Annotated in this window: 17 protein-coding genes; 10 read left to right on the top strand and 7 right to left on the bottom strand. The window is 71.8% G+C overall.

The annotated features are described in order from the left end of the window. The first annotated feature begins 187 nt into the window (after nucleotides 1–187). On the top strand, nucleotides 188–370 hold the full coding sequence (locus tag ACFY04_RS19220; RefSeq protein WP_389118122.1) for a hypothetical protein: 183 nt from the start codon (nucleotides 188–190) through the stop codon (nucleotides 368–370). A 151-nt stretch (nucleotides 371–521) separates the two neighbouring features. On the opposite strand, the gene ACFY04_RS19215 is transcribed toward ACFY04_RS19220, so the two are convergent. Beyond that, nucleotides 522–1520: a polyprenyl synthetase family protein gene (locus ACFY04_RS19215; protein ID WP_389118165.1), complete on the bottom strand. Its 999-nt coding sequence runs from the start codon at nucleotides 1518–1520 to the stop codon at nucleotides 522–524. A gap of 269 nt (nucleotides 1521–1789) precedes the next feature. Further along, nucleotides 1790–2614 carry a hypothetical protein gene (locus ACFY04_RS19210; RefSeq protein WP_389118120.1) on the bottom strand — a complete coding sequence of 275 codons (825 nt, stop codon included), beginning with the start codon at nucleotides 2612–2614 and terminating at the stop codon, nucleotides 1790–1792. 132 nt (nucleotides 2615–2746) lie between these two features. Here ACFY04_RS19210 and ACFY04_RS19205 point away from each other — a divergent pair, with 132 nt between their 5' ends. Then, entirely contained in the window at nucleotides 2747–3664 is a 918-nt protein-coding gene (locus ACFY04_RS19205; RefSeq protein ID WP_389118163.1) for an oxygenase MpaB family protein, read from the top strand. Between the two features lie 50 nt (nucleotides 3665–3714). Here ACFY04_RS19205 and ACFY04_RS19200 read toward each other — a convergent pair whose 3' ends face one another. Next, nucleotides 3715–4314: a methyltransferase domain-containing protein gene (locus ACFY04_RS19200; RefSeq protein WP_389118119.1), complete on the bottom strand. Its 600-nt coding sequence runs from the start codon at nucleotides 4312–4314 to the stop codon at nucleotides 3715–3717. A 177-nt stretch (nucleotides 4315–4491) separates the two neighbouring features. On the opposite strand from ACFY04_RS19200, the gene ACFY04_RS19195 reads away from it, so the two are divergent. The 5 genes from ACFY04_RS19195 (at nucleotide 4492) to ACFY04_RS19175 (ending at nucleotide 9602) form a co-directional block, all read left to right on the top strand. Continuing rightward, the gene (locus tag ACFY04_RS19195; protein ID WP_389118161.1) at nucleotides 4492–5271 is read left to right on the top strand and encodes an MHYT domain-containing protein; all 780 of its coding nucleotides are present in this window, start codon (nucleotides 4492–4494) and stop codon (nucleotides 5269–5271) included. A 167-nt stretch (nucleotides 5272–5438) separates the two neighbouring features. Next, entirely contained in the window at nucleotides 5439–8096 is a 2658-nt protein-coding gene (locus tag ACFY04_RS19190) for a nitrate- and nitrite sensing domain-containing protein (protein ID WP_389118117.1), read from the top strand. Further along, nucleotides 8096–8539: a roadblock/LC7 domain-containing protein gene (locus ACFY04_RS19185; protein ID WP_389118116.1), complete on the top strand. Its 444-nt coding sequence runs from the start codon at nucleotides 8096–8098 to the stop codon at nucleotides 8537–8539. Before ACFY04_RS19190 ends, ACFY04_RS19185 begins: the two co-directional genes overlap by 1 nt. A gap of 17 nt (nucleotides 8540–8556) precedes the next feature. Further along, nucleotides 8557–8937: a DUF742 domain-containing protein gene (locus tag ACFY04_RS19180; RefSeq protein ID WP_351156820.1), complete on the top strand. Its 381-nt coding sequence runs from the start codon at nucleotides 8557–8559 to the stop codon at nucleotides 8935–8937. Then, on the top strand, nucleotides 8937–9602 hold the full coding sequence (locus ACFY04_RS19175) for an ATP/GTP-binding protein (RefSeq protein WP_389118115.1): 666 nt from the start codon (nucleotides 8937–8939) through the stop codon (nucleotides 9600–9602). Before ACFY04_RS19180 ends, ACFY04_RS19175 begins: the two co-directional genes overlap by 1 nt. 51 nt (nucleotides 9603–9653) lie before the next feature. Here ACFY04_RS19175 and ACFY04_RS19170 read toward each other — a convergent pair whose 3' ends face one another. After that, entirely contained in the window at nucleotides 9654–10091 is a 438-nt protein-coding gene (locus ACFY04_RS19170; protein ID WP_389118113.1) for a PPOX class F420-dependent oxidoreductase, read from the bottom strand. A 106-nt stretch (nucleotides 10092–10197) separates the two neighbouring features. Here ACFY04_RS19170 and ACFY04_RS19165 point away from each other — a divergent pair, with 106 nt between their 5' ends. Both ACFY04_RS19165 and ACFY04_RS19160 read left to right on the top strand, forming a co-directional pair. Further along, nucleotides 10198–10596 (top strand): roadblock/LC7 domain-containing protein, encoded by a 399-nt coding sequence (locus ACFY04_RS19165; protein ID WP_189734290.1) that lies wholly within the window; start codon nucleotides 10198–10200, stop codon nucleotides 10594–10596. A 113-nt stretch (nucleotides 10597–10709) separates the two neighbouring features. Beyond that, nucleotides 10710–11552, top strand: coding sequence for a DUF6397 family protein (locus tag ACFY04_RS19160; protein WP_389118111.1), 843 nt, complete (start codon nucleotides 10710–10712; stop codon nucleotides 11550–11552). On the opposite strand, the gene ACFY04_RS19155 is transcribed toward ACFY04_RS19160, so the two are convergent. The 3 genes from ACFY04_RS19155 to ACFY04_RS19145 form a co-directional block, all read right to left on the bottom strand. Continuing rightward, nucleotides 11516–11917 (bottom strand): YchJ family protein, encoded by a 402-nt coding sequence (locus ACFY04_RS19155; RefSeq protein ID WP_389118109.1) that lies wholly within the window; start codon nucleotides 11915–11917, stop codon nucleotides 11516–11518. The two genes, ACFY04_RS19160 and ACFY04_RS19155, sit on opposite strands and share 37 nt — an antisense overlap. Nucleotides 11918–11925: 8 nt before the next feature. Further along, nucleotides 11926–12822, bottom strand: a complete 897-nt coding sequence (locus ACFY04_RS19150) for an acyl-CoA thioesterase (protein WP_389118107.1) — start codon at nucleotides 12820–12822, stop codon at nucleotides 11926–11928. 79 nt (nucleotides 12823–12901) lie between these two features. Next, nucleotides 12902–15424: a DEAD/DEAH box helicase gene (locus tag ACFY04_RS19145; protein ID WP_389118105.1), complete on the bottom strand. Its 2523-nt coding sequence runs from the start codon at nucleotides 15422–15424 to the stop codon at nucleotides 12902–12904. Nucleotides 15425–15568: 144 nt separating this feature from the next. Here ACFY04_RS19145 and ACFY04_RS19140 point away from each other — a divergent pair, with 144 nt between their 5' ends. Then, nucleotides 15569–16360, top strand: coding sequence for a metal-dependent hydrolase (locus ACFY04_RS19140; RefSeq protein WP_389118103.1), 792 nt, complete (start codon nucleotides 15569–15571; stop codon nucleotides 16358–16360). The last annotated feature ends 164 nt before the right edge of the window (nucleotides 16361–16524 follow it).

Below are 16524 nucleotides of genomic sequence, written 5' to 3'. Positions count from 1 at the left end.
CCTCAAACTTGACTACCGGGTACGGGGTGGCCGAGGCTACCCCACCGCGGGCGCCGGGCGCCGGGCGACGCGGGCGCGACCGTGCCCCGGGTTACTTAGAAGACCGTTCGGGTGCCCGGGAACGCGTGGTCTCGACGGCACGTTGAGCGGGTAGTAGTTGGTCGACGGCAGAAGGAGGTGTCCGCAGATGTCCACGAGCGGAAAGATCGCGGTTGCCGGAGTCGTGGCAGCCATCGTGCTGTTCTGGACCGTGGGGTTCTGGGCGGGACTGCTGGTCCTGATTGGCGTGCCGGCCGCCGCCTATCTCCTGCTGGACTCCTCCCAGCGGCGTCGTCTGCGGGGTATATCCAGGAAGCAGATCGGCCGCTGACCGCGGCCGCCGCACGGTCGCCCGGCGGGGCGGCCGGGCTCCGGCTTCGGCGCGGAGCCCGGCAGGCATGGCCGCGGGGCGGGACCCGGGCGCGTACCCGTCCGGTGGCGGTGACGCCCGAAAGGTGTGGCCCGCCCGGGCGGCGGCCGGGTCAGGCGGCGCCGCTCACGACGGCCAGGTCGAGGTCCGTTTCGAGCAGCATCTGGGACGCGTGGTCCACGAGGTGCCGAAGCACCGGCGAGTAGGTCTCGTCGCCGCCCAGTTCGTCCAGGATCCGGTACCCCTCGGCGCGGAATGCGTCGATCTCCGCCCGGTACCGGTCGAGGGCGACGGGCGTCCGCAGCAGTCCCTCGAGTTCCGCTCTGGCCTGCTGCGAGCGCCCGGCGGCGGCGCACAGGCCCAGGATGCGCTCCCGGGAATCGGGCGAGGCGTCCTCGATCACGGAGGCGAGGAGATAGGTGACCGTGCCGTTGAGCAGGTCCTCGTTGCGGCCGGACAGGATGTCTTCCTGGTCGTTGAATATTTGCCAAAGGATGCCGAAGACGTAGCCGAATTCACGCCACAGCTCCACCTTCTCGGCCGATGTTCCCGAGAATATCGCGGCCATTGCCGTGATCATTCCGAAGGGTGCGCCGGACTTGCCGCGGTACGTCTCGACCACCGATTTCCGCGAGGCGCTGCAGATGTCCCCGCGCATGTCGTCGATCTGGCCGTCGACACCGATGATCCAGCCGTTCAGGATCTCGGTTATCAGCGCGCTGCGCGCCGACTCCGGGAGATCCTGCGCGAGGAGTATCTGGATGGGGAGCGAGTTTCCCGTGATGACGGATGCGAGCAGTGCTTCGTTCTCGGTGAGCTCGCCGGAGATGGAGGCGCCGTTGGCGTCCGCCAGGTCGTCGAGATAGCAGGCCGAGGTCCACCACAGCAGGTGGACGGCGGACAGCGGAATGGCAGGTTTCGGATTACCGGTCTCTATGGCGTGCGTGAGGAGCGGCAGCACCGAGAGGGGATGTCTCAGTTTGCGGTGCTCCAAGAGCTTGGCCACTGAGTTCCTGGTCGTGCTCGCCAGTGGGCCGAGCCGCTCCAGCGCGGTGTCGATCTCCGCGTCGATGTCCTGCGAGACTTCCCGGTGCAGGTCCAGGTAGGACATGGAATTCAAGAATGGCCTCCGTCGTGGAATGGGCCACAGGTACGAGGTACGCACCTTTGAGCCGCTTGACTGGCCGATTCGATCATTCTGGAGGAGGGGGATCCAGAGCGATTTCCGGCCCCCTTGGCCGATTCCTTTCGATTGTGAGAGGCCGGGACGGCCCGCGCCCGGAGGCCGGGCACCGACGGACCGCCCGGTATGTGCCGTGCATCAGGGCTGCTGCTGATGCCGTCGCTGCCGTCACCGCCGTCGCCCGCTCCGGCCCGTGTTCACGACGGGCGGACCGCGATGCGGTCCAGCGCCGTCAGCAGGTCCGGCAGGTCCGGCAGGTCCGGCAGGTCCGGCAGATCCGGCAGGTCCGACAGTTCCGAGTCCCTCTCGTGGGGGACCGCGAGCACCTCGCTCGGTTCCTCGTCCAGCAGGACGAAGGCCGCCTCGCCGGTACGCGCCACGAGCGACCAGCCGGGCCCGTCCACCCGCAGCGTCCGGGCCCCCTCGCCGGCGAACGAGGACCGTACCCGGCCGGGCGGCGGCGGGGTCTTCGTGTACGCCACGGCCTCCTCCAGTGCCCGCGCGAGCCCGGGGTGCGCGGCGGCCGCCGCCCCGCCGTCCGTGGCCACGCGCTCCCGCCAGTCCGCCCACTCCCGCGCTATCTGGTCCGCGCCCATCCGTCGCTGCACCGGACCCCAGGCGTCCGCCGAGGGTGGGGCGAGCGGGACCCGCCCCGTACCGTCCGCTCCCTGCTCGGGATCGTGCGGCTCCGGGATTCCCGACGCGCTCACCGACAACTCCAGCGGCCAGCCCGCCAGCGAGACCACGATCGTCCGCTCGTCGGGGGACAGGTCGTACTCCATCCCGCAGTCCCAGGAGGCAATGGCCGTCGCGACGAGCGAGACGTCGTCCACGACGACCGTCCAGCGCGCGCCCTCCTCGTCCTGGCCGAGCACCAGCCCGTACCCCTCCCTGTTCGGCGCCACGCCCAGCAGGGAGCAGGCCTCGGGGAAGTCGTCGCCCAGGATGCTGGGGAACTGCGCCGGGGTCAGCAGCACGGCGGTCAGCACATACAGCGAGCCGCCACCCTCGTCGTCGGACACCTGGCCTCCTGGTAGCTCTCTCGTCGGCGCACCTTAACCAGCGGGTAACCCGCCCGTCGAGAGCTTGCGGGACACGATTTCCAAGGCTGCTACCTGCACGTAGAGTTGGGAACCCGCCACAGAAAGGGACACCTGGTGCAGCGTTACGATCGGCTGAGGGAGATCCTCCGTCTCGATCCCGACAAGGATTTCCTCGCCATCTACCGGCTCACCGCCACCTACGAGTTCCCCTGGGACTTCACCCGCGCCCTGGAACTCGCACTGTTCCGGACCTACGCCGTCCCGAGCATCGGTGGCCTGCTGGCCGAGACGGCCGAGTTCACCGACCGGACCCAGAAGCGCTACGACGACACCGCGCTGCTCCTGGACGCGGTCGTCGAGCACGGCTTCGAGAGCGACACCGCGCGCACCGCCATCCGCCGTGTCAACCAGATGCACCGCAGCTACGACATCTCGAACGAGGACATGCGGTACGTCCTGAGCACCTTCGTGGTGATTCCGGCGCGCTGGCTGGACGCCTACGGCTGGCGTCCGCTGACCCACCACGAGCGCCGGGCCTGTGCGAACTACTACGCCACCCTCGGCCGGCACCTGGGCATCACGGACATCCCGGGCTCCTACGAGGAGTTCGAAGCCACCCTCGACGCCTACGAGGAGGCCCACTTCGGCTGGGACGAAGGCGCCCGCAAGGTCGCCGACGCCACCCTCGACCTCATGGCCTCCTGGTACCCGGCGCCGGTCGCCCCCGGCGTGCGGCGCGCGAGTCTCGCCCTCCTCGACGAGTCGCTGCTGGGCGCCTTCCGGTACGAGGCCCCGCGCGCCCCGGTCCGGCGCCTCGTCCAGGGCGCCCTGTGGCTGCGCGGCCGCGCGGTACGGCTCCTGCCCCCGCGCCGGGCCCCGCACTACGCCCGCCAGAACCCGGAGATCAAGGGTTATCCGGACGGCTACGACGTGGGTGAGCTCGGCACGTTCCCCGTGCCCGGCTCGGGCGGCTGCCCCGTTCCGCATCCCCGCCGGCCCGCCGGAGCCGAGGCCCAGCCTCCGGCCTGATCCCGGGCACCTCCGCGGACCCCGGGCATGGGGCCGACGTACGGGTGTGTTCAGGGGCGGCGTACCGCCAGTACCAGGAACCGGTCGTCGTCATCGGCGTACGAGGTCATGTCCCAGCCCGAACCGGTCAGCAGCGGGCCGAGGTTGTGCTCGGCCCGCATGTCGTCCGGGGTCAGCTCGCGGCCGTGACGCGCTGCGAGGGCCGCTCGCCCGATCGGGTGGAAGAGTGCGAGCCCGCCACCGGGGCGGACCACGCGGGCGAGCTCGCCCAGGTTCGCCCCCGGGTCGGGCAGGTGGGCGATGAGCCCGGCGGCGAACACCGCGTCGAGCACCTCGTCGCGCAGCGGCAGCCGGGCCACGTCGGCGAGCAGCAGGGCGCCCTCGGCGTCCCGCCCCGCCCGCCGCGCGGCGGCCAGCATCTGCGCGGTGAGGTCCACGCCGAGTACGGTCCCGGCGGGTCCGACGGCGGCGCGCAGGGCGGTCATGGCCCGCCCGGTGCCGCAGCCCGCATCGAGCACCCGGTCCCCGGGCCGCAGTCCGAACTCGGTCACGGCGGTGGTGAACGCGGGCCCGTCTCCGGGAAACTTGCGGTCCCAGTCGGCCGCGCGCGCCCCGAAGAACTCCTGCACGTGTGTGTGGTCGTCGCTCATGTGCCCATGATCCCCCACGGGCTCCGGCTCGCGTCCCTGCGGACCGTGCGCAAGCTGGCACGTGGTGTGATCGAAGATGAACGTAGCTCTGTCATATTCCAGCAGTTCCAGCGGCTTTCGAAATGCGCCCCTTGTTCGCGCCCTCACCCGGACTAGCGTCCCGTGGCCATGGGACACCTGGGACATCTGGACCACGCCGCGTATGGGTGGCTGACACCCGCGCTGTCATATGTGATGGCATCGATCGGCGCCGCCCTCGGGCTGCGCTGCACCGTCCGCGCGCTCGCCACGACCGGAGCCTCGCGCCGCAACTGGCTCCTCACCGCGGCCTCCGCCATCGGCACCGGCATCTGGACCATGCACTTCGTCGCGATGCTCGGCTTCGAGGTCACAGGCACCGAGATCCACTACAACGTGCCGCTCACGATCCTCAGTCTGCTCGTCGCCGTGCTGGTCGTCGGCGCCGGAGTCTTCGCCGTCGGCTACGGCAAGGAGCGCGGCCGGTCCCTCGTACTGGGCGGCCTGACCACCGGACTCGGCGTCGCCAGCATGCATTACCTGGGTATGGCGGCCCTGCGACTGCACGGCGAGGTCTCCTACGATCCGCTCACCGTCGGACTCTCCGTTGCCATCGCCGTGATCGCGGCGACCGCCGCCCTGTGGGCCGCGCTCAACATCAAGTCACCGGTGGCGGTGGCCGCCGCCTCGCTCGTCATGGGCGCCGCCGTCAGCAGCATGCACTACACGGGGATGATGGCCGTCGCCGTCAGCGTCAGCCCATCGGACGCGGCCCTGTCCGGTGCCACGGCCATGCAGTTCATCTTCCCGCTCGCCGTCGGGCTGGGCTCCTACCTGTTCATCACCGCCGCCTTCGTCGCGCTGTCCCCGACGGTCGACGAGCGCGCCGCCTCCGCTTCGGTCCGGCAGTTGGGGGAGCGCACCGTGACCGCGCACTGACCGCGCACTGACCGAGCACCGGCGGTCCGTGGACCGGGCCGATCCCGCGGCAGCGCACCGCCGCGTACCGGCCATCACCCCACCGCCGCGTCACCCCACCCTCCCCACCGCTTCACCGCTTCACCCGCCCCACCGCACCCGTAGGCACCGCCCGGAACGAGGAGCCCATGCGAACACCCCGCAGAAAACCGGAAGCAGCGGCGCCGCGGCTGCCCGCGCCCCCGGCACGCGGCCGCCGGGCCCACGCCGGGCCGCCGGCCGAGGAACCGGCGGAGCTCCGGGGCCAGCGGCCCCACCCGCCCGCCGCGCGCGCGAGCGGACCCCGGCCGCGGTTGCGGCTGCGCCCCGCCACCGTCCGCGCGAAGATCGTCTCGTTGCTGATGGTCCCGGTCGTCTCGCTCCTCGCCCTCTGGGCCTTCGCCACCGTCAACACCGCTCAGGACATGGCCCGGCTCAGCCGCGTCCACCAGGTCGACACCGAGATACGCACGCCCGTCGCCGCCGCTGTCACCGAGCTCCAGGCCGAACGGCGCGCCGCCGTCCGTCTGCTCGCCGACCCCGCCTCCGACCCGGGCGCCCTCGACCGGCAGGCCCGCCGGACCGACGCCGCCGTGCAGCGGCTGCGGCTCGGTGACCAGCACACCGTCGCCGACTCCGGCGACTACCGCTCCGACATCGTGGTCCGGCTGGAGGCGTTCGTAGCCGCCGCCGAAGGCCTGGGCTCGTCGCGCAAGGACATCACCGACCGCCGTGCCACCCCCGAGGCCGCCTACACCATCTACACCCGCGTGGTCGACTCCGCCTTCGCCGTCGGCGGCGCCCTGACCGGCGGGGAGAAGGCCGAACTCGGCCCCGACGCCCGGGTCCTGCTCGAATTCTCCCGCGCCGCGGAACTGCTGTCCCGGGAGGACGCGCTGCTCGCCACCCCCGGCCCGCGCACCGCCGAAACGCTTCGGCAGCTGACCGGCGCCGTCGAGTCCCGCCGCGCGCTCACCGAATCCGCCGCCCGAGACCTTCCTGCCGGACAGGAGGCCGTCTGGCAGTCCGCCGCCAAGAGCGCCGCCTACGCCGACCTCACCGGCGCCGAGGACCGGGCGCTGGCCGCGGGCACCTCCAAGGAGAGCCGCGGGGTGCCCGCCGGATGGGAGGCCGCCCACAACGGCATCGCCTCCTCGATGCGGGAGGTCGAGGCGGCCGCACAGGCCGCGGCCGCCGACCGGGCCGACCCGTTCGCCGAAGGGGCGCTCACCCCGGCAGGGGCCGCCGTGCTGCTGGGCCTGGCGGCCGTCGCCGCCTCCCTCGTCATCTCGGTCCGGATCGGCCGGGCGCTGGTCGTCGAACTCGTCTCGCTGCGCAACACCGCCCTGGAGATCGCCCACCGCAAACTCCCGCAGGCGATGGATCGGCTGCGCGCCGGCCAGGAGATCGACGTCGCCGCCGAGACCCCGCCCGGGCCGCCGGCCGAGGACGAGATCACCCAGGTCGGCGAGGCGCTCGACACCGTCCACCGGGCCGCGCTCAGCGCCGCCGTCGAACGGGCGGAACTCGCCAGCGGGATCTCCGGGGTCTTCGTCAACCTCGCCCGCCGCAGCCAGGTCCTCGTACACAAGCAGCTCACCCTGCTCGACTCGATGGAGCGGCGCGCCGACGACCCGAACGAGCTCGGTGACCTCTTCCGCCTCGACCACCTGACCACCCGGATGCGCCGGCACGCGGAGAGCCTGATCATCCTGTCGGGAGCCACGCCGGGCCGGGCCTGGCGGATGCCGGTCCCCCTCACGAACGTCGTGCGGGCCGCCGTCTCCGAGATCGAGGACTACCCGCGGATCGAGGTCCGGCAGCTCGCGGAAGCAGCCGTGGTCGGGGGAGCCGTCGCCGACCTCACCCACCTGCTCGCCGAACTCATCGAGAACGCGGCCCAGTTCTCCCCGCCGCACACCAAGGTCCGGGTCAGCGGCGAGCCCGTCGGCACCGGCTACGTCCTGGAGGTCGAGGACCGCGGACTCGGTATGGGCCCCGACACCCTTGGCGACGCCAACCGCCGCATCGAGCAGTCCGAATCCCTCGACCTCTTCGACAGCGACCGGCTCGGGCTCTTCGTGGTCAGCCGCCTCTCGGCCCGCCACGGAGTGAAGGTGCACCTGCGCACCTCGCCCTACGGCGGCACCACCGCCGTGGTGCTCCTGCCCAACTCCATGCTCCAGGGCGCGATCACGGCCGGCGCCCCAGCCGGATCCCCTGCCGCTGCCTCCGCCCACGGCTCGGCCCCTGGCTCGGCGATGGCCCCGGGCTCGGCCATGACTCCAGGCTCAGCCAAGGCTCCGGAATCCGACCCGGCGCCCCGCCCGGAGCCGTCGGCTCCCGCTCCGGCCCGAGCCCCGTCCCCGTCCTCCCCCCGGTCCTCCGCCCCGGCACCGAAGGCGGGCGCGAAGGCGGAACAGCCACCCGCGATGACCGTCGTACGCGAGGAAGCGCAGCCCGCGGCCCCGGCCCCGGCCCCGAACCCCGTACGCGAGGAGCCGCGCCCGGCCCCGGTGGCTTCGCTCCGGCCGCGCGCCCCCGGCGGCGCGGGCGCCCGTACCCAGACGGCCGCGGTGCCTCCGGCCTCGGTGACGGAACTGCCGCGCCGGGTGCGCCAGGCCAGTCTCGTCCCGCAGCTTCGGGAGGCCCCCGCCCCGAAGCCCCCGGCCGCGTCCCGCCTCCCCGAGGAGCCGCCGGGCCGTAGCCCGGAGCAGGCCCGGGACCGGATGGCGGCCTACCGGGCCGGCTGGGTCCGCGGCGCCCAGGAGAACTCCCCTCACGCAGGCAGCGAAGGAGAAGTGTGATGATCGAACACCAAAGGATCGACCTCGACGGCGGCCGCAGGTCCGGCGAACTGGACTGGCTGCTCGACGACCTGGTGCTCCGGGTCCGCGAGGTCAGGCACGCCGTGGTCCTCTCCAACGACGGCCTGGCGGTCGGCGCCTCCAGCGCGCTCAGCCGGGAGGACGCCGAGCACCTGGCCGCGGTGGCCTCCGGCTTCCACAGCCTGGCCAAGGGCGCGGGCCGGCACTTCCACGCCGGGGGCGTGCGCCAGACGATGGTCGAGATGGACGAGGGCTTCCTCTTCGTCGCGGCCGCCGGCGACGGTTCCTGCCTGGCCGTGCTCAGTGCCGCCACTGCCGACATCGGCCTGATCGCCTACGAGATGGCCCGGCTGGTGAAGCGGGTCGGCGAGCACCTCTACACCCCGCCCCGGTTCGCGGCGCGCCCGCCGGCCGCCGGCTGAGGGCGGCGGTCCGGCACATGAACGGCCAGTGGTACGACGCCGACGCGGGCCCACTCGTGCGTCCGTACGCCATGACCGGCGGGCGTACGAAGCCGGGACCCCACGGGGTCCGCTTCGACCTGATCGCGCTGGTCGCGGTCGATCCGGCGGGTACGGACGAGGCGGCCGAGTCCCTGCTGGGCCCCGAACACCGGGCACTGCTCGGGCTCTGCCGCTCCGAGACCCAGTCGGTGGCCGAACTCGCCGCCGACGCGGACCTGCCCGTGGGGGTGGTGCGGGTGCTCCTCGGGGACCTGCTGGAGGGCGGGCACGTCAAGGTCAGCCGGCCCGTACCACCCGCACAACTGCCGGACGAGCGGATTCTGCGTGAAGTCATCGAGGGATTGAGAGCGCTTTGATGGGACAGCATGACGACCGATCTGCCGGACCGGCCCCTTCCCCGGGCGCGGATCCCGGTCCCGAGGAGGACCCCGAACTGGCCGCACTCGCACTGAAGATCCTGGTGGCGGGCGGGTTCGGGGTGGGCAAGACCACGCTGGTGGGCGCGGTCAGCGAGATCCGGCCGCTGCGGACGGAGGAACAGCTGAGCGAGGCGGGTGAACTGGTCGACGACACGGGCGGCGTGGACCAGAAGACGACCACGACGGTGGCCATGGACTTCGGGCGCATCACCATCCGGTCCGGGCTGTCCCTGTACCTGTTCGGCACGCCGGGGCAGGACCGGTTCTGGTTCCTGTGGGACGAGCTGTCGCAGGGCGCGCTGGGCGCGGTGGTACTCGCCGACACGAGGCGGCTGGAGGACTGCTTTCCGGCGGTGGACTACTTCGAGCACCGGCGCATCCCCTTCGTGGTGGCCGTCAACTGCTTCACGGACGCCCGGCGGTTCGGGGCGCACGACGTCTCGCGGGCCCTGGACCTGGAGCAGGGGACACCGGTGGTGCTGTGTGACGCGCGGGACCGGGACTCGGGGAAGGAAGTACTGATCAGGCTGGTCGAGTACGCCGGGCGGGTGCACACCGCCCGGCTGCTGGACTCGGTGGAGCCGCAGGCCGATTCCGTGTGAACCGGCCCGGTCGGTGGCATCGGGAGTCAGGGATCGGAGGTCAGGGGCCGGTCATTCGGCGATACCGGCGAGGGCGATCACCTTGTCGATCGGAACCCTGACGAGGAGTTCGGTCGGGACGGCGTTGCGGCGACCGAAGGATTCGGCCTGGTCCTCGCCCATGTAGCGGGCGCCGATCCGGGTTGCCCAGGTGAGCAGTTCGTCGGCGCCGTCGGTGTACCCGCTGATCTCGGCGCGGCCCTGGAGGACGACGAAGGAGAAGGGCGGCCGGTCGTCGTCCACGCAGAGCGCGACCCGGCCGTCGCGGGCGAGGTTGCGTCCCTTGACGGTGTCCTTTCCGGTGTTGAAGACGAAGGAATCGCCGTCGAGCACGAACCAAATGGGAGCGATGTGCGGACTTCCGTCCTCGCGCACGGTGGAGAGCTTTCCGGTGCGGGTCGAGTGCGAGACGAACGCCCGCCATTCCTCTTGAGTCATCTTCTTCGCCATGGGGACATCCTCCTTGCCCGAAAGGCGCTGGTGGGGAAGGCTTGCGGCACAAGTACGCGGGGTGGGGCGCGGCCATGTGGCCGACGTCAACGGGGAGGGGCTGGGAATGGCACTGGACAAGCAACTGGACTGGCTGCTGGACGACCTGACGCGCAGGGTCCAGCAGGTGCGGCACGCGGTGGTGCTGTCCAACGACGGCCTGGTCACGGGGGCGAGCGCGGGGCTGGCGCGGGAGGACGCGGAACACCTGGCGGCTGTCGCGGCCGGTCTGCAGAGCCTTGCCAAGGGGTCCGGCCGCCACTTCCGGGCCGGTGAGGTGCGGCAGACGATGGTCGAGTACGACGAGGGAGCGCTCTTCGTCATGGCGGCGGGCGCGGGCAGCAGCCTGTGCGTGCTGAGCGCCGCCGAGTCCGACATCGGTCAGGTCGCGTACGAGATGACGCTGCTGGTCAACCGGGTGGGCGAGCACCTGGGTGTTGCGGAGCGGCGTATCACCGGCGGCTGAGCCGGGCCGACTTCGGCGCCGTTCGGGAAGTTGTCCACAGGCCTCGCGGGGTGTCATTGCGCTGAGTTACGGTCTTCACACAGAGTAATCATTGCTCGTGGGGGAGGACCGTAATGACGCAGATGGGGACCGCACTTCGGGAGGACGTGGCCGGCGGCGATGTGGCCGGCGGGGCCGTGTCCGGAGGCGCCGCGGACGTGCTGGTGGGCGGGGTGCAGGCCGCGGGGGAACTGGGGCTGAGCCGAAGCGAGTTCGCCAGGGCCGTCCAGCTGGGGATCGTGCGGGCCGGGCCGCGCACGCTCGCCGGGGCCGCGCGCTACGCACGGGCCGAGCTGGACCGGGTCAGGTCGGTGGCGGGCCCGCCGGGCGCGCTCCGCGAGCGGGTCGAGACGGTGGCCGGGGCGGAGGCCGCGGCGGGGGTGGTGGGGGTCGGCCCGAGCCGGTTCACGCGGCTCGCGCGCTGCGGGCACGTGACCCCGGTGGGCTACCGGATCAACCGGTACCGGGCCGTGGTGTGGCTCTATCTGACCACTGAGCTACGGAGCTTCGCCGCGCGGGAGCCGGGAATGCTGCGCGGGATCGCGCCCCCGGCGGACCGGGAGCTGATGGCGGCCAAGGCGGATCTGCGGCCGCGCAAGTGGCGAGGGCGGCATGTCGGGCTGCTGCTGAGACGAACCGCCGACCCGTGGGAGCGCGCCGCCGTACTGGCTTCCGTACTCCCCGAGGGCGAGCTGCTGGAGGCCGTGCCCGACCCGGCGGAGCGGATCGTCCTGGCCGCCCTCGGTCCGCCCCCGCCGTACGGGCACCCGCAGGTTCCGGCGGCGGCCGCGGTGGCGACGGGGCTGCTGACGGCCGGCCCGCCGGACGAGATCCACTGGTACCGCACCAGCCTGGACTTCGCCCTGGCGGGGGCGCGGGGTCAGTCGAAGTCGACGGGGGAGAGGGGGCCGACGTAGACCCAGGCCCCGGCCTCGCGGGAGAAGCTGCTGTGCTCGTGCAGCGAGCCGGTGTGCCGGCCCTCGCGGTAGTGGGCGCGGAACTCCACCGAGCCCTCCGTCTCGAACATCCCGCCGCGCTCCGTGGCGAGGATCTCCAGCCGCTCCCAGCGCTGTTCGGGATCCAGGTCGAGGCGGTCCGGACGGGTGGCGGGGTGCCAGGAAGCCAGCAGGTAGGCGGTGTCGCCGACGGCGAAGGCGCTGAACCGGGAGCGCATCAGCCGCTCGGCGGTGGGTGCCGATCGAGCACCGGAGTGGAAGAGGCCGCAGCACTCCGGGTAGGCGGCGGGCAGCCCGCAGGGGCAGGGGACGGCAGGGGTGGGCATGGGTGTGCTCAGTTCTCCGGGGCGGGCTCGGACGGCTTGGCGGGGTACGGGCGGAAGAGGCCCTCCTGGACCACGGAGACCAGCAGCCTGCCCTCCACGTCGTAGATGCGGCCCCGGGCCAGGCCCCGGCCGCCGTGCGCGATGGGCGACTCCTGGTCGTACAGGAACCACTCGTCCGTGCGGAAGGGCCGGTGGAACCACATGGCGTGGTCCAGCGAGGCCATGTCGAAGCCGCGCATGCCCCACAGGGGCTCCACCGGGATGCGCACGGCGTCGAGGAGGGTCATGTCACTTGCGTAGGTGAGCGCGCAGGTGTGGATGAGCGGGTCGTCGCCCAGTGGACCGACCGCGCGCATCCACACCGCGCTGCGGGGATCGGATCCCTTGAGCTCCTCGGGAGTCCAGCGGAGCCGGTTGACGTACCGGATGTCGAAGGGCTGGCGGCGGGCCATCCGCTCCAGCGCCTCCGGCAGCGCCCCCAGGTGCTCGCGGATCTCGTCCGCGACCTTGGGGAGCGTGTCCGGGTGAGGAACGTGGTGAGGAGGCAGCTGGTGCTCGATGCCGCCCTCCTCCGGATGATGGAAGGAGGCGGTGAGATTGAAGATCGTCTTGCCCTGCTGGACCGCGGTGACCCGGCGCGTGGTGAAGGACCGCCCGTCGCGCACCCGCTCCACCTGGTACACGATCGGCACCCCGGGGATCCCGGGGCGCAGGAAGTACGCGTGCAGCGAGTGGACCGGGCGGTCGCTCTCCACGGTGCGCCCCGCGGCCACCAGCGCCTGGCCGGCGACCTGCCCGCCGAAGACCCGCTGGAGGGACTCCTGCGGGCTGGCGCCGCGGAAGATGTTGACCTCGATCTGCTCCAGATCGAGCAGATCGACCAGTCTCTCGGCGGGGTTCGTCATCAGAGGATCTCCACGGTCGGGTCCGGCGGGTCCGGTGGGTCGGGCGGGTCGGGCGGGTACGGCGGGATGCGGCGGACGGTCAGAGCGCTCCGAGCTCGCCGACCGAGGTGACCCGGATCACGGCCCGGCCCTCCTCGTCGGAGGCGGCCAGGTCGACCTCGGCGCTGATGCCCCAGCCATGGTCCCCGTTGGGGTCCGCGAAGGTCTGGCGGACGCGCCACAGGCCGTGCGCCGGGTCCTCCTCGATCTGCAGGAGCTTCGGGCCGCGCGCGTCGGGTCCGGTGCCCAGGTCGTCGTACTCGTCCCAGTACCCGTCCAGGGCCTCGCCCCAGGCATCCGCGTCCCAGCCGGACTCGGAGTCCAGCTCGCCCAGCACGTTGACGTGGTCGAGGGCGGCCAGCTCCACCCGGCGGAACATGGCGTTGCGGACCAGGACGCGGAAGGCGCGCGAGTTCGCGGTGACCGGCTTGACCTGGTCGGCCTTCTCCTGGGCCTGCTCCGCCGTCTCCACCTCCGGGTTCGCCAGCTGCTCCCACTCGTCCAGCAGGCTGGAGTCGACCTGGCGGACCAGCTCGCCGAGCCAGGCGATCAGGTCCTGGAGGTCTTCGGACTTGAGGTCGTCGGGGATGGTGTGGTCCAGCGCCTTGAACGCGCTCGCCAGGTAGCGCAGCACGATGCCCTCGGTGCGGGCCAGCTCGTAGAAGGAGGTGAACTCGGTGAAGGTCATCGCGCGCTCGTACATGTCGCGGATGATCGACTTCGGGGAGACCGGGTGGTCGCGCACCCACGGGTGGCTCTTGGCGTACACGTCGTAGGCGTGCGAGAGCAGCTCTTCGAGCGGCTTGGGATACGTGACGTCCTGGAGCCGCTCCATCCGCTCCTCGTACTCGATCCCGTCGGCCTTCATCTGGCCGACCTGGATGCCGCGTTCCTTGTTCTGCTGGGCGGCGAGGATCTGCCGCGGGTCGTCCAGCGTGGACTCCACGACGGAGACCATGTCCAGCGCGTAGGAGGGGGACTCCGGGTCCAGCAGGTCGAAGGAGGCCAGGGCGAAGGTGGACAGAGGCTGGTTGAGCGCGAAGTCCTGCTGGAGGTCGACGGTGAGCCGGATGGTGCGGCCCTCCGCGTCCGGGGTGTCGAGCTTCTCGACCACACCGCCGTCCAGCAGCGAGCGGTAGATCGCGATGGCCCGGCGGATGTGCCGCAGCTGGGCCTTGCGGGGCTCGTGGTTGTCCTCCAGCAGGTGGCGCATCGCCTGGAAGGCGTCGCCCGGCCGGGCGATGACCGACAGCAGCATGATGTTGGTGACCTTGAAGCGCGAGGTGAGCGCCTCCGGGTCGGCGCCGATGAGCTTCTCGAACGTGGTGTCCGACCAGGCGACGAAGCCCTCGGGAGCCTTCTTGCGCACCACCTTGCGGCGCTTCTTCGGATCGTCGCCCGCCTTCGCGAGCGCCTTCTCGTTCTCGATGACGTGCTCGGGGGCCTGCGCGACCACATAGCCCGCGGTGTCGAAGCCGGCCCGGCCGGCGCGCCCCGCGATCTGGTGGAACTCCCGGGCGCGCAGGGTGCGGACGCGGTTGCCGTCGTACTTGGTGAGCGCGGTGAACAGCACGGTGCGGATCGGGACGTTGACGCCGACGCCGAGGGTGTCCGTACCGCAGATGACCTTCAGCAGACCGGCCTGCGCGAGCTTCTCGACGAGGCGGCGGTACTTGGGCAGCATGCCGGCGTGGTGCACACCGATGCCGTGCCGTACGTAGCGGGAGAGGTTCTGGCCGAACTTGGTGGTGAAGCGGAAGTTGCCGATGAGATCGGCGATCTTGTCCTTCTCCTCGCGCGTGCACATGTTGATGCTCATGAGCGACTGCGCCCGCTCGACCGCCTGGGCCTGGGTGAAGTGCACGATGTAGACGGGAGCCTGCCGGGTCTCCAGCAGCTCGGTGATCGTGTCGGTGATCGGGGTGGTGACGTACTCGTACGAGAGCGGGACGGGCCGGGTCGCGGAACGGACCACCGAGGTGGGCCGGCCGGTGCGCCGGGTCAGGTCCTCCTCGAACCGCTTCATGTCGCCGAGGGTCGCCGACATCAGGATGAACTGCGCCTGCGGCAGCTCCAGCAGCGGGATCTGCCAGGCCCAGCCGCGGTCCGGCTCGGCATAGAAGTGGAACTCGTCCATCACGACCTGGCCGATGTCCGCGTGCTTGCCGTCGCGCAGGGCGATGGAGGCCAGCACCTCGGCGGTGCAGCAGATCACCGGGGCGTCCGCGTTCACGGAGGCGTCGCCGGTCAGCATGCCGACGTTCTCGGTGCCGAAGAGCTTGCACAGGTCGAAGAACTTCTCCGACACCAGCGCCTTGATCGGGGCGGTGTAGAAGGTCACCTTGTCCTGGGCCAGGGCGGTGAAGTGCGCGCCGGCCGCGACCAGGCTCTTGCCGGAGCCGGTCGGGGTGGACAGGATCACGTTCGCCCCGGAGACGACCTCGATCAGCGCCTCCTCCTGAGCCGGGTACAGGGTGATGCCCTGGTCCTCCGCCCACGAGGAGAAAGCCTCGAAGAGGGCGTCGGGGTCGGCGTTCGGCGGGAGCTGATCAATGAGGGTCACACCCCCCATCTTGCCTGGCTTCCCCCCGGATCAGGGAACCGGCGGACAGAAGGAAGATCACCGACGGTACGCTGTGCCGTCGATGCGGCCCGAACGAAACAGTCGACCGGGCCCGACCACACACCAGCGGGGCGGGAAACGACCATGATGGGTCCGGCGCACTCACTGTCCGGGGCAGCGGCCTGGCTGGGGGTGGGCGCGGCCACCGCGGCCGCCGGACACCCCATGCCCTGGCCGGTCCTCGTCGTCGGCGCGCTGATCTGCGCCGGGGCGGCCCTCGCCCCCGACCTCGATCACAAGTCGGCGACGATCTCGCGCGCCTTCGGCCCGCTCTCCAAAGGCGTGTGCGAGGTGGTCGACAAGATCTCTTACGCCGTCTACAAGGGCACCCGCTCCAAGAAGGACGCCCGCCGCACCGGCGGCCACCGCACCCTGACGCACACCTGGCTCTGGGCCGTACTGATCGGCGGCGGGGCCTCCCTGCTCGCCGTCACCGCCGACCGCTGGGGTGTGCTCGCCCTGCTCTTCGTGCACCTGGTGCTGGCGGTCGAAGGCCTGCTGTGGCGAGCCGCCCGGATGTCCAGCGACGTCCTGGTCTGGCTGCTCGGCGCGACCAGTGCGTGGATCCTGGCCGGGGTGCTCGACCAGCCCGGCAGCGGCGCGAACTGGCTGTTCACCGGAGCGGGCCAGGAGTACCTCTGGCTCGGCCTGCCGATCGTGCTCGGGGCCCTGGTCCACGACATCGGCGACGCGCTCACCGTTTCCGGCTGCCCGGTCCTGTGGCCGCTGCCGATCGCCGGCAAGCGCTGGTACCCGATCGGTCCGCCGAAGGCGATGCGTTTCCGCGCCGGCAGCTGGGTGGAGCTGAAGGTCCTCATGCCGGTCTTTATCCTGCTGGGCGGCTTCGGCGGCGCCTCGGCCCTCGGTTTCATCTGACACGGCCGGGCCGCCGCACCCGAGGCCGTCTGCTCAGGCCCTCCCCGGCCGGTCGTGATGTGGGCCGACGAGACCGGACGGCGAGGGGGGGGGGGGGGGGGGGGGGGGGGGGGGGGGGGGGGGCCCCGGCGGGGGGGGGCGGGGGCCGGCGGGGGGGGGGCGGG

The sequence above is a fragment of the Streptomyces sp. NPDC001549 genome (assembly GCF_042894025.1).
In the GTDB taxonomy this organism is placed as follows: Bacteria; Actinomycetota; Actinomycetes; order Streptomycetales; family Streptomycetaceae; genus Streptomyces; species Streptomyces kutzneri.
The sequence above is the reverse complement of the archived record's forward strand: the minus strand, read 5'-3'. Positions and strand labels throughout refer to the sequence as shown.

Excerpts from the sequence above, each read along its gene's own strand:
- ACFY04_RS19220 (WP_389118122.1), top strand. The coding sequence starts at position 188 with ATGTCCACGAGCGGAAAGATCGCGGTTGCCGGAGTCGTGGCAGCCATC.
- ACFY04_RS19215 (WP_389118165.1), bottom strand. The coding sequence starts at position 1,520 with ATGTCCTACCTGGACCTGCACCGGGAAGTCTCGCAGGACATCGACGCG.
- ACFY04_RS19200 (WP_389118119.1), bottom strand. The coding sequence starts at position 4,314 with ATGAGCGACGACCACACACACGTGCAGGAGTTCTTCGGGGCGCGCGCG.
- ACFY04_RS19190 (WP_389118117.1), top strand. The coding sequence starts at position 5,439 with ATGCGAACACCCCGCAGAAAACCGGAAGCAGCGGCGCCGCGGCTGCCC.
- ACFY04_RS19185 (WP_389118116.1), top strand. The coding sequence starts at position 8,096 with ATGATCGAACACCAAAGGATCGACCTCGACGGCGGCCGCAGGTCCGGC.
- ACFY04_RS19180 (WP_351156820.1), top strand. The coding sequence starts at position 8,557 with ATGAACGGCCAGTGGTACGACGCCGACGCGGGCCCACTCGTGCGTCCG.
- ACFY04_RS19175 (WP_389118115.1), top strand. The coding sequence starts at position 8,937 with ATGGGACAGCATGACGACCGATCTGCCGGACCGGCCCCTTCCCCGGGC.
- ACFY04_RS19170 (WP_389118113.1), bottom strand. The coding sequence starts at position 10,091 with ATGGCGAAGAAGATGACTCAAGAGGAATGGCGGGCGTTCGTCTCGCAC.
- ACFY04_RS19165 (WP_189734290.1), top strand. The coding sequence starts at position 10,198 with ATGGCACTGGACAAGCAACTGGACTGGCTGCTGGACGACCTGACGCGC.
- ACFY04_RS19160 (WP_389118111.1), top strand. The coding sequence starts at position 10,710 with ATGACGCAGATGGGGACCGCACTTCGGGAGGACGTGGCCGGCGGCGAT.
- ACFY04_RS19155 (WP_389118109.1), bottom strand. The coding sequence starts at position 11,917 with ATGCCCACCCCTGCCGTCCCCTGCCCCTGCGGGCTGCCCGCCGCCTAC.
- ACFY04_RS19150 (WP_389118107.1), bottom strand. The coding sequence starts at position 12,822 with ATGACGAACCCCGCCGAGAGACTGGTCGATCTGCTCGATCTGGAGCAG.
- ACFY04_RS19140 (WP_389118103.1), top strand. The coding sequence starts at position 15,569 with ATGATGGGTCCGGCGCACTCACTGTCCGGGGCAGCGGCCTGGCTGGGG.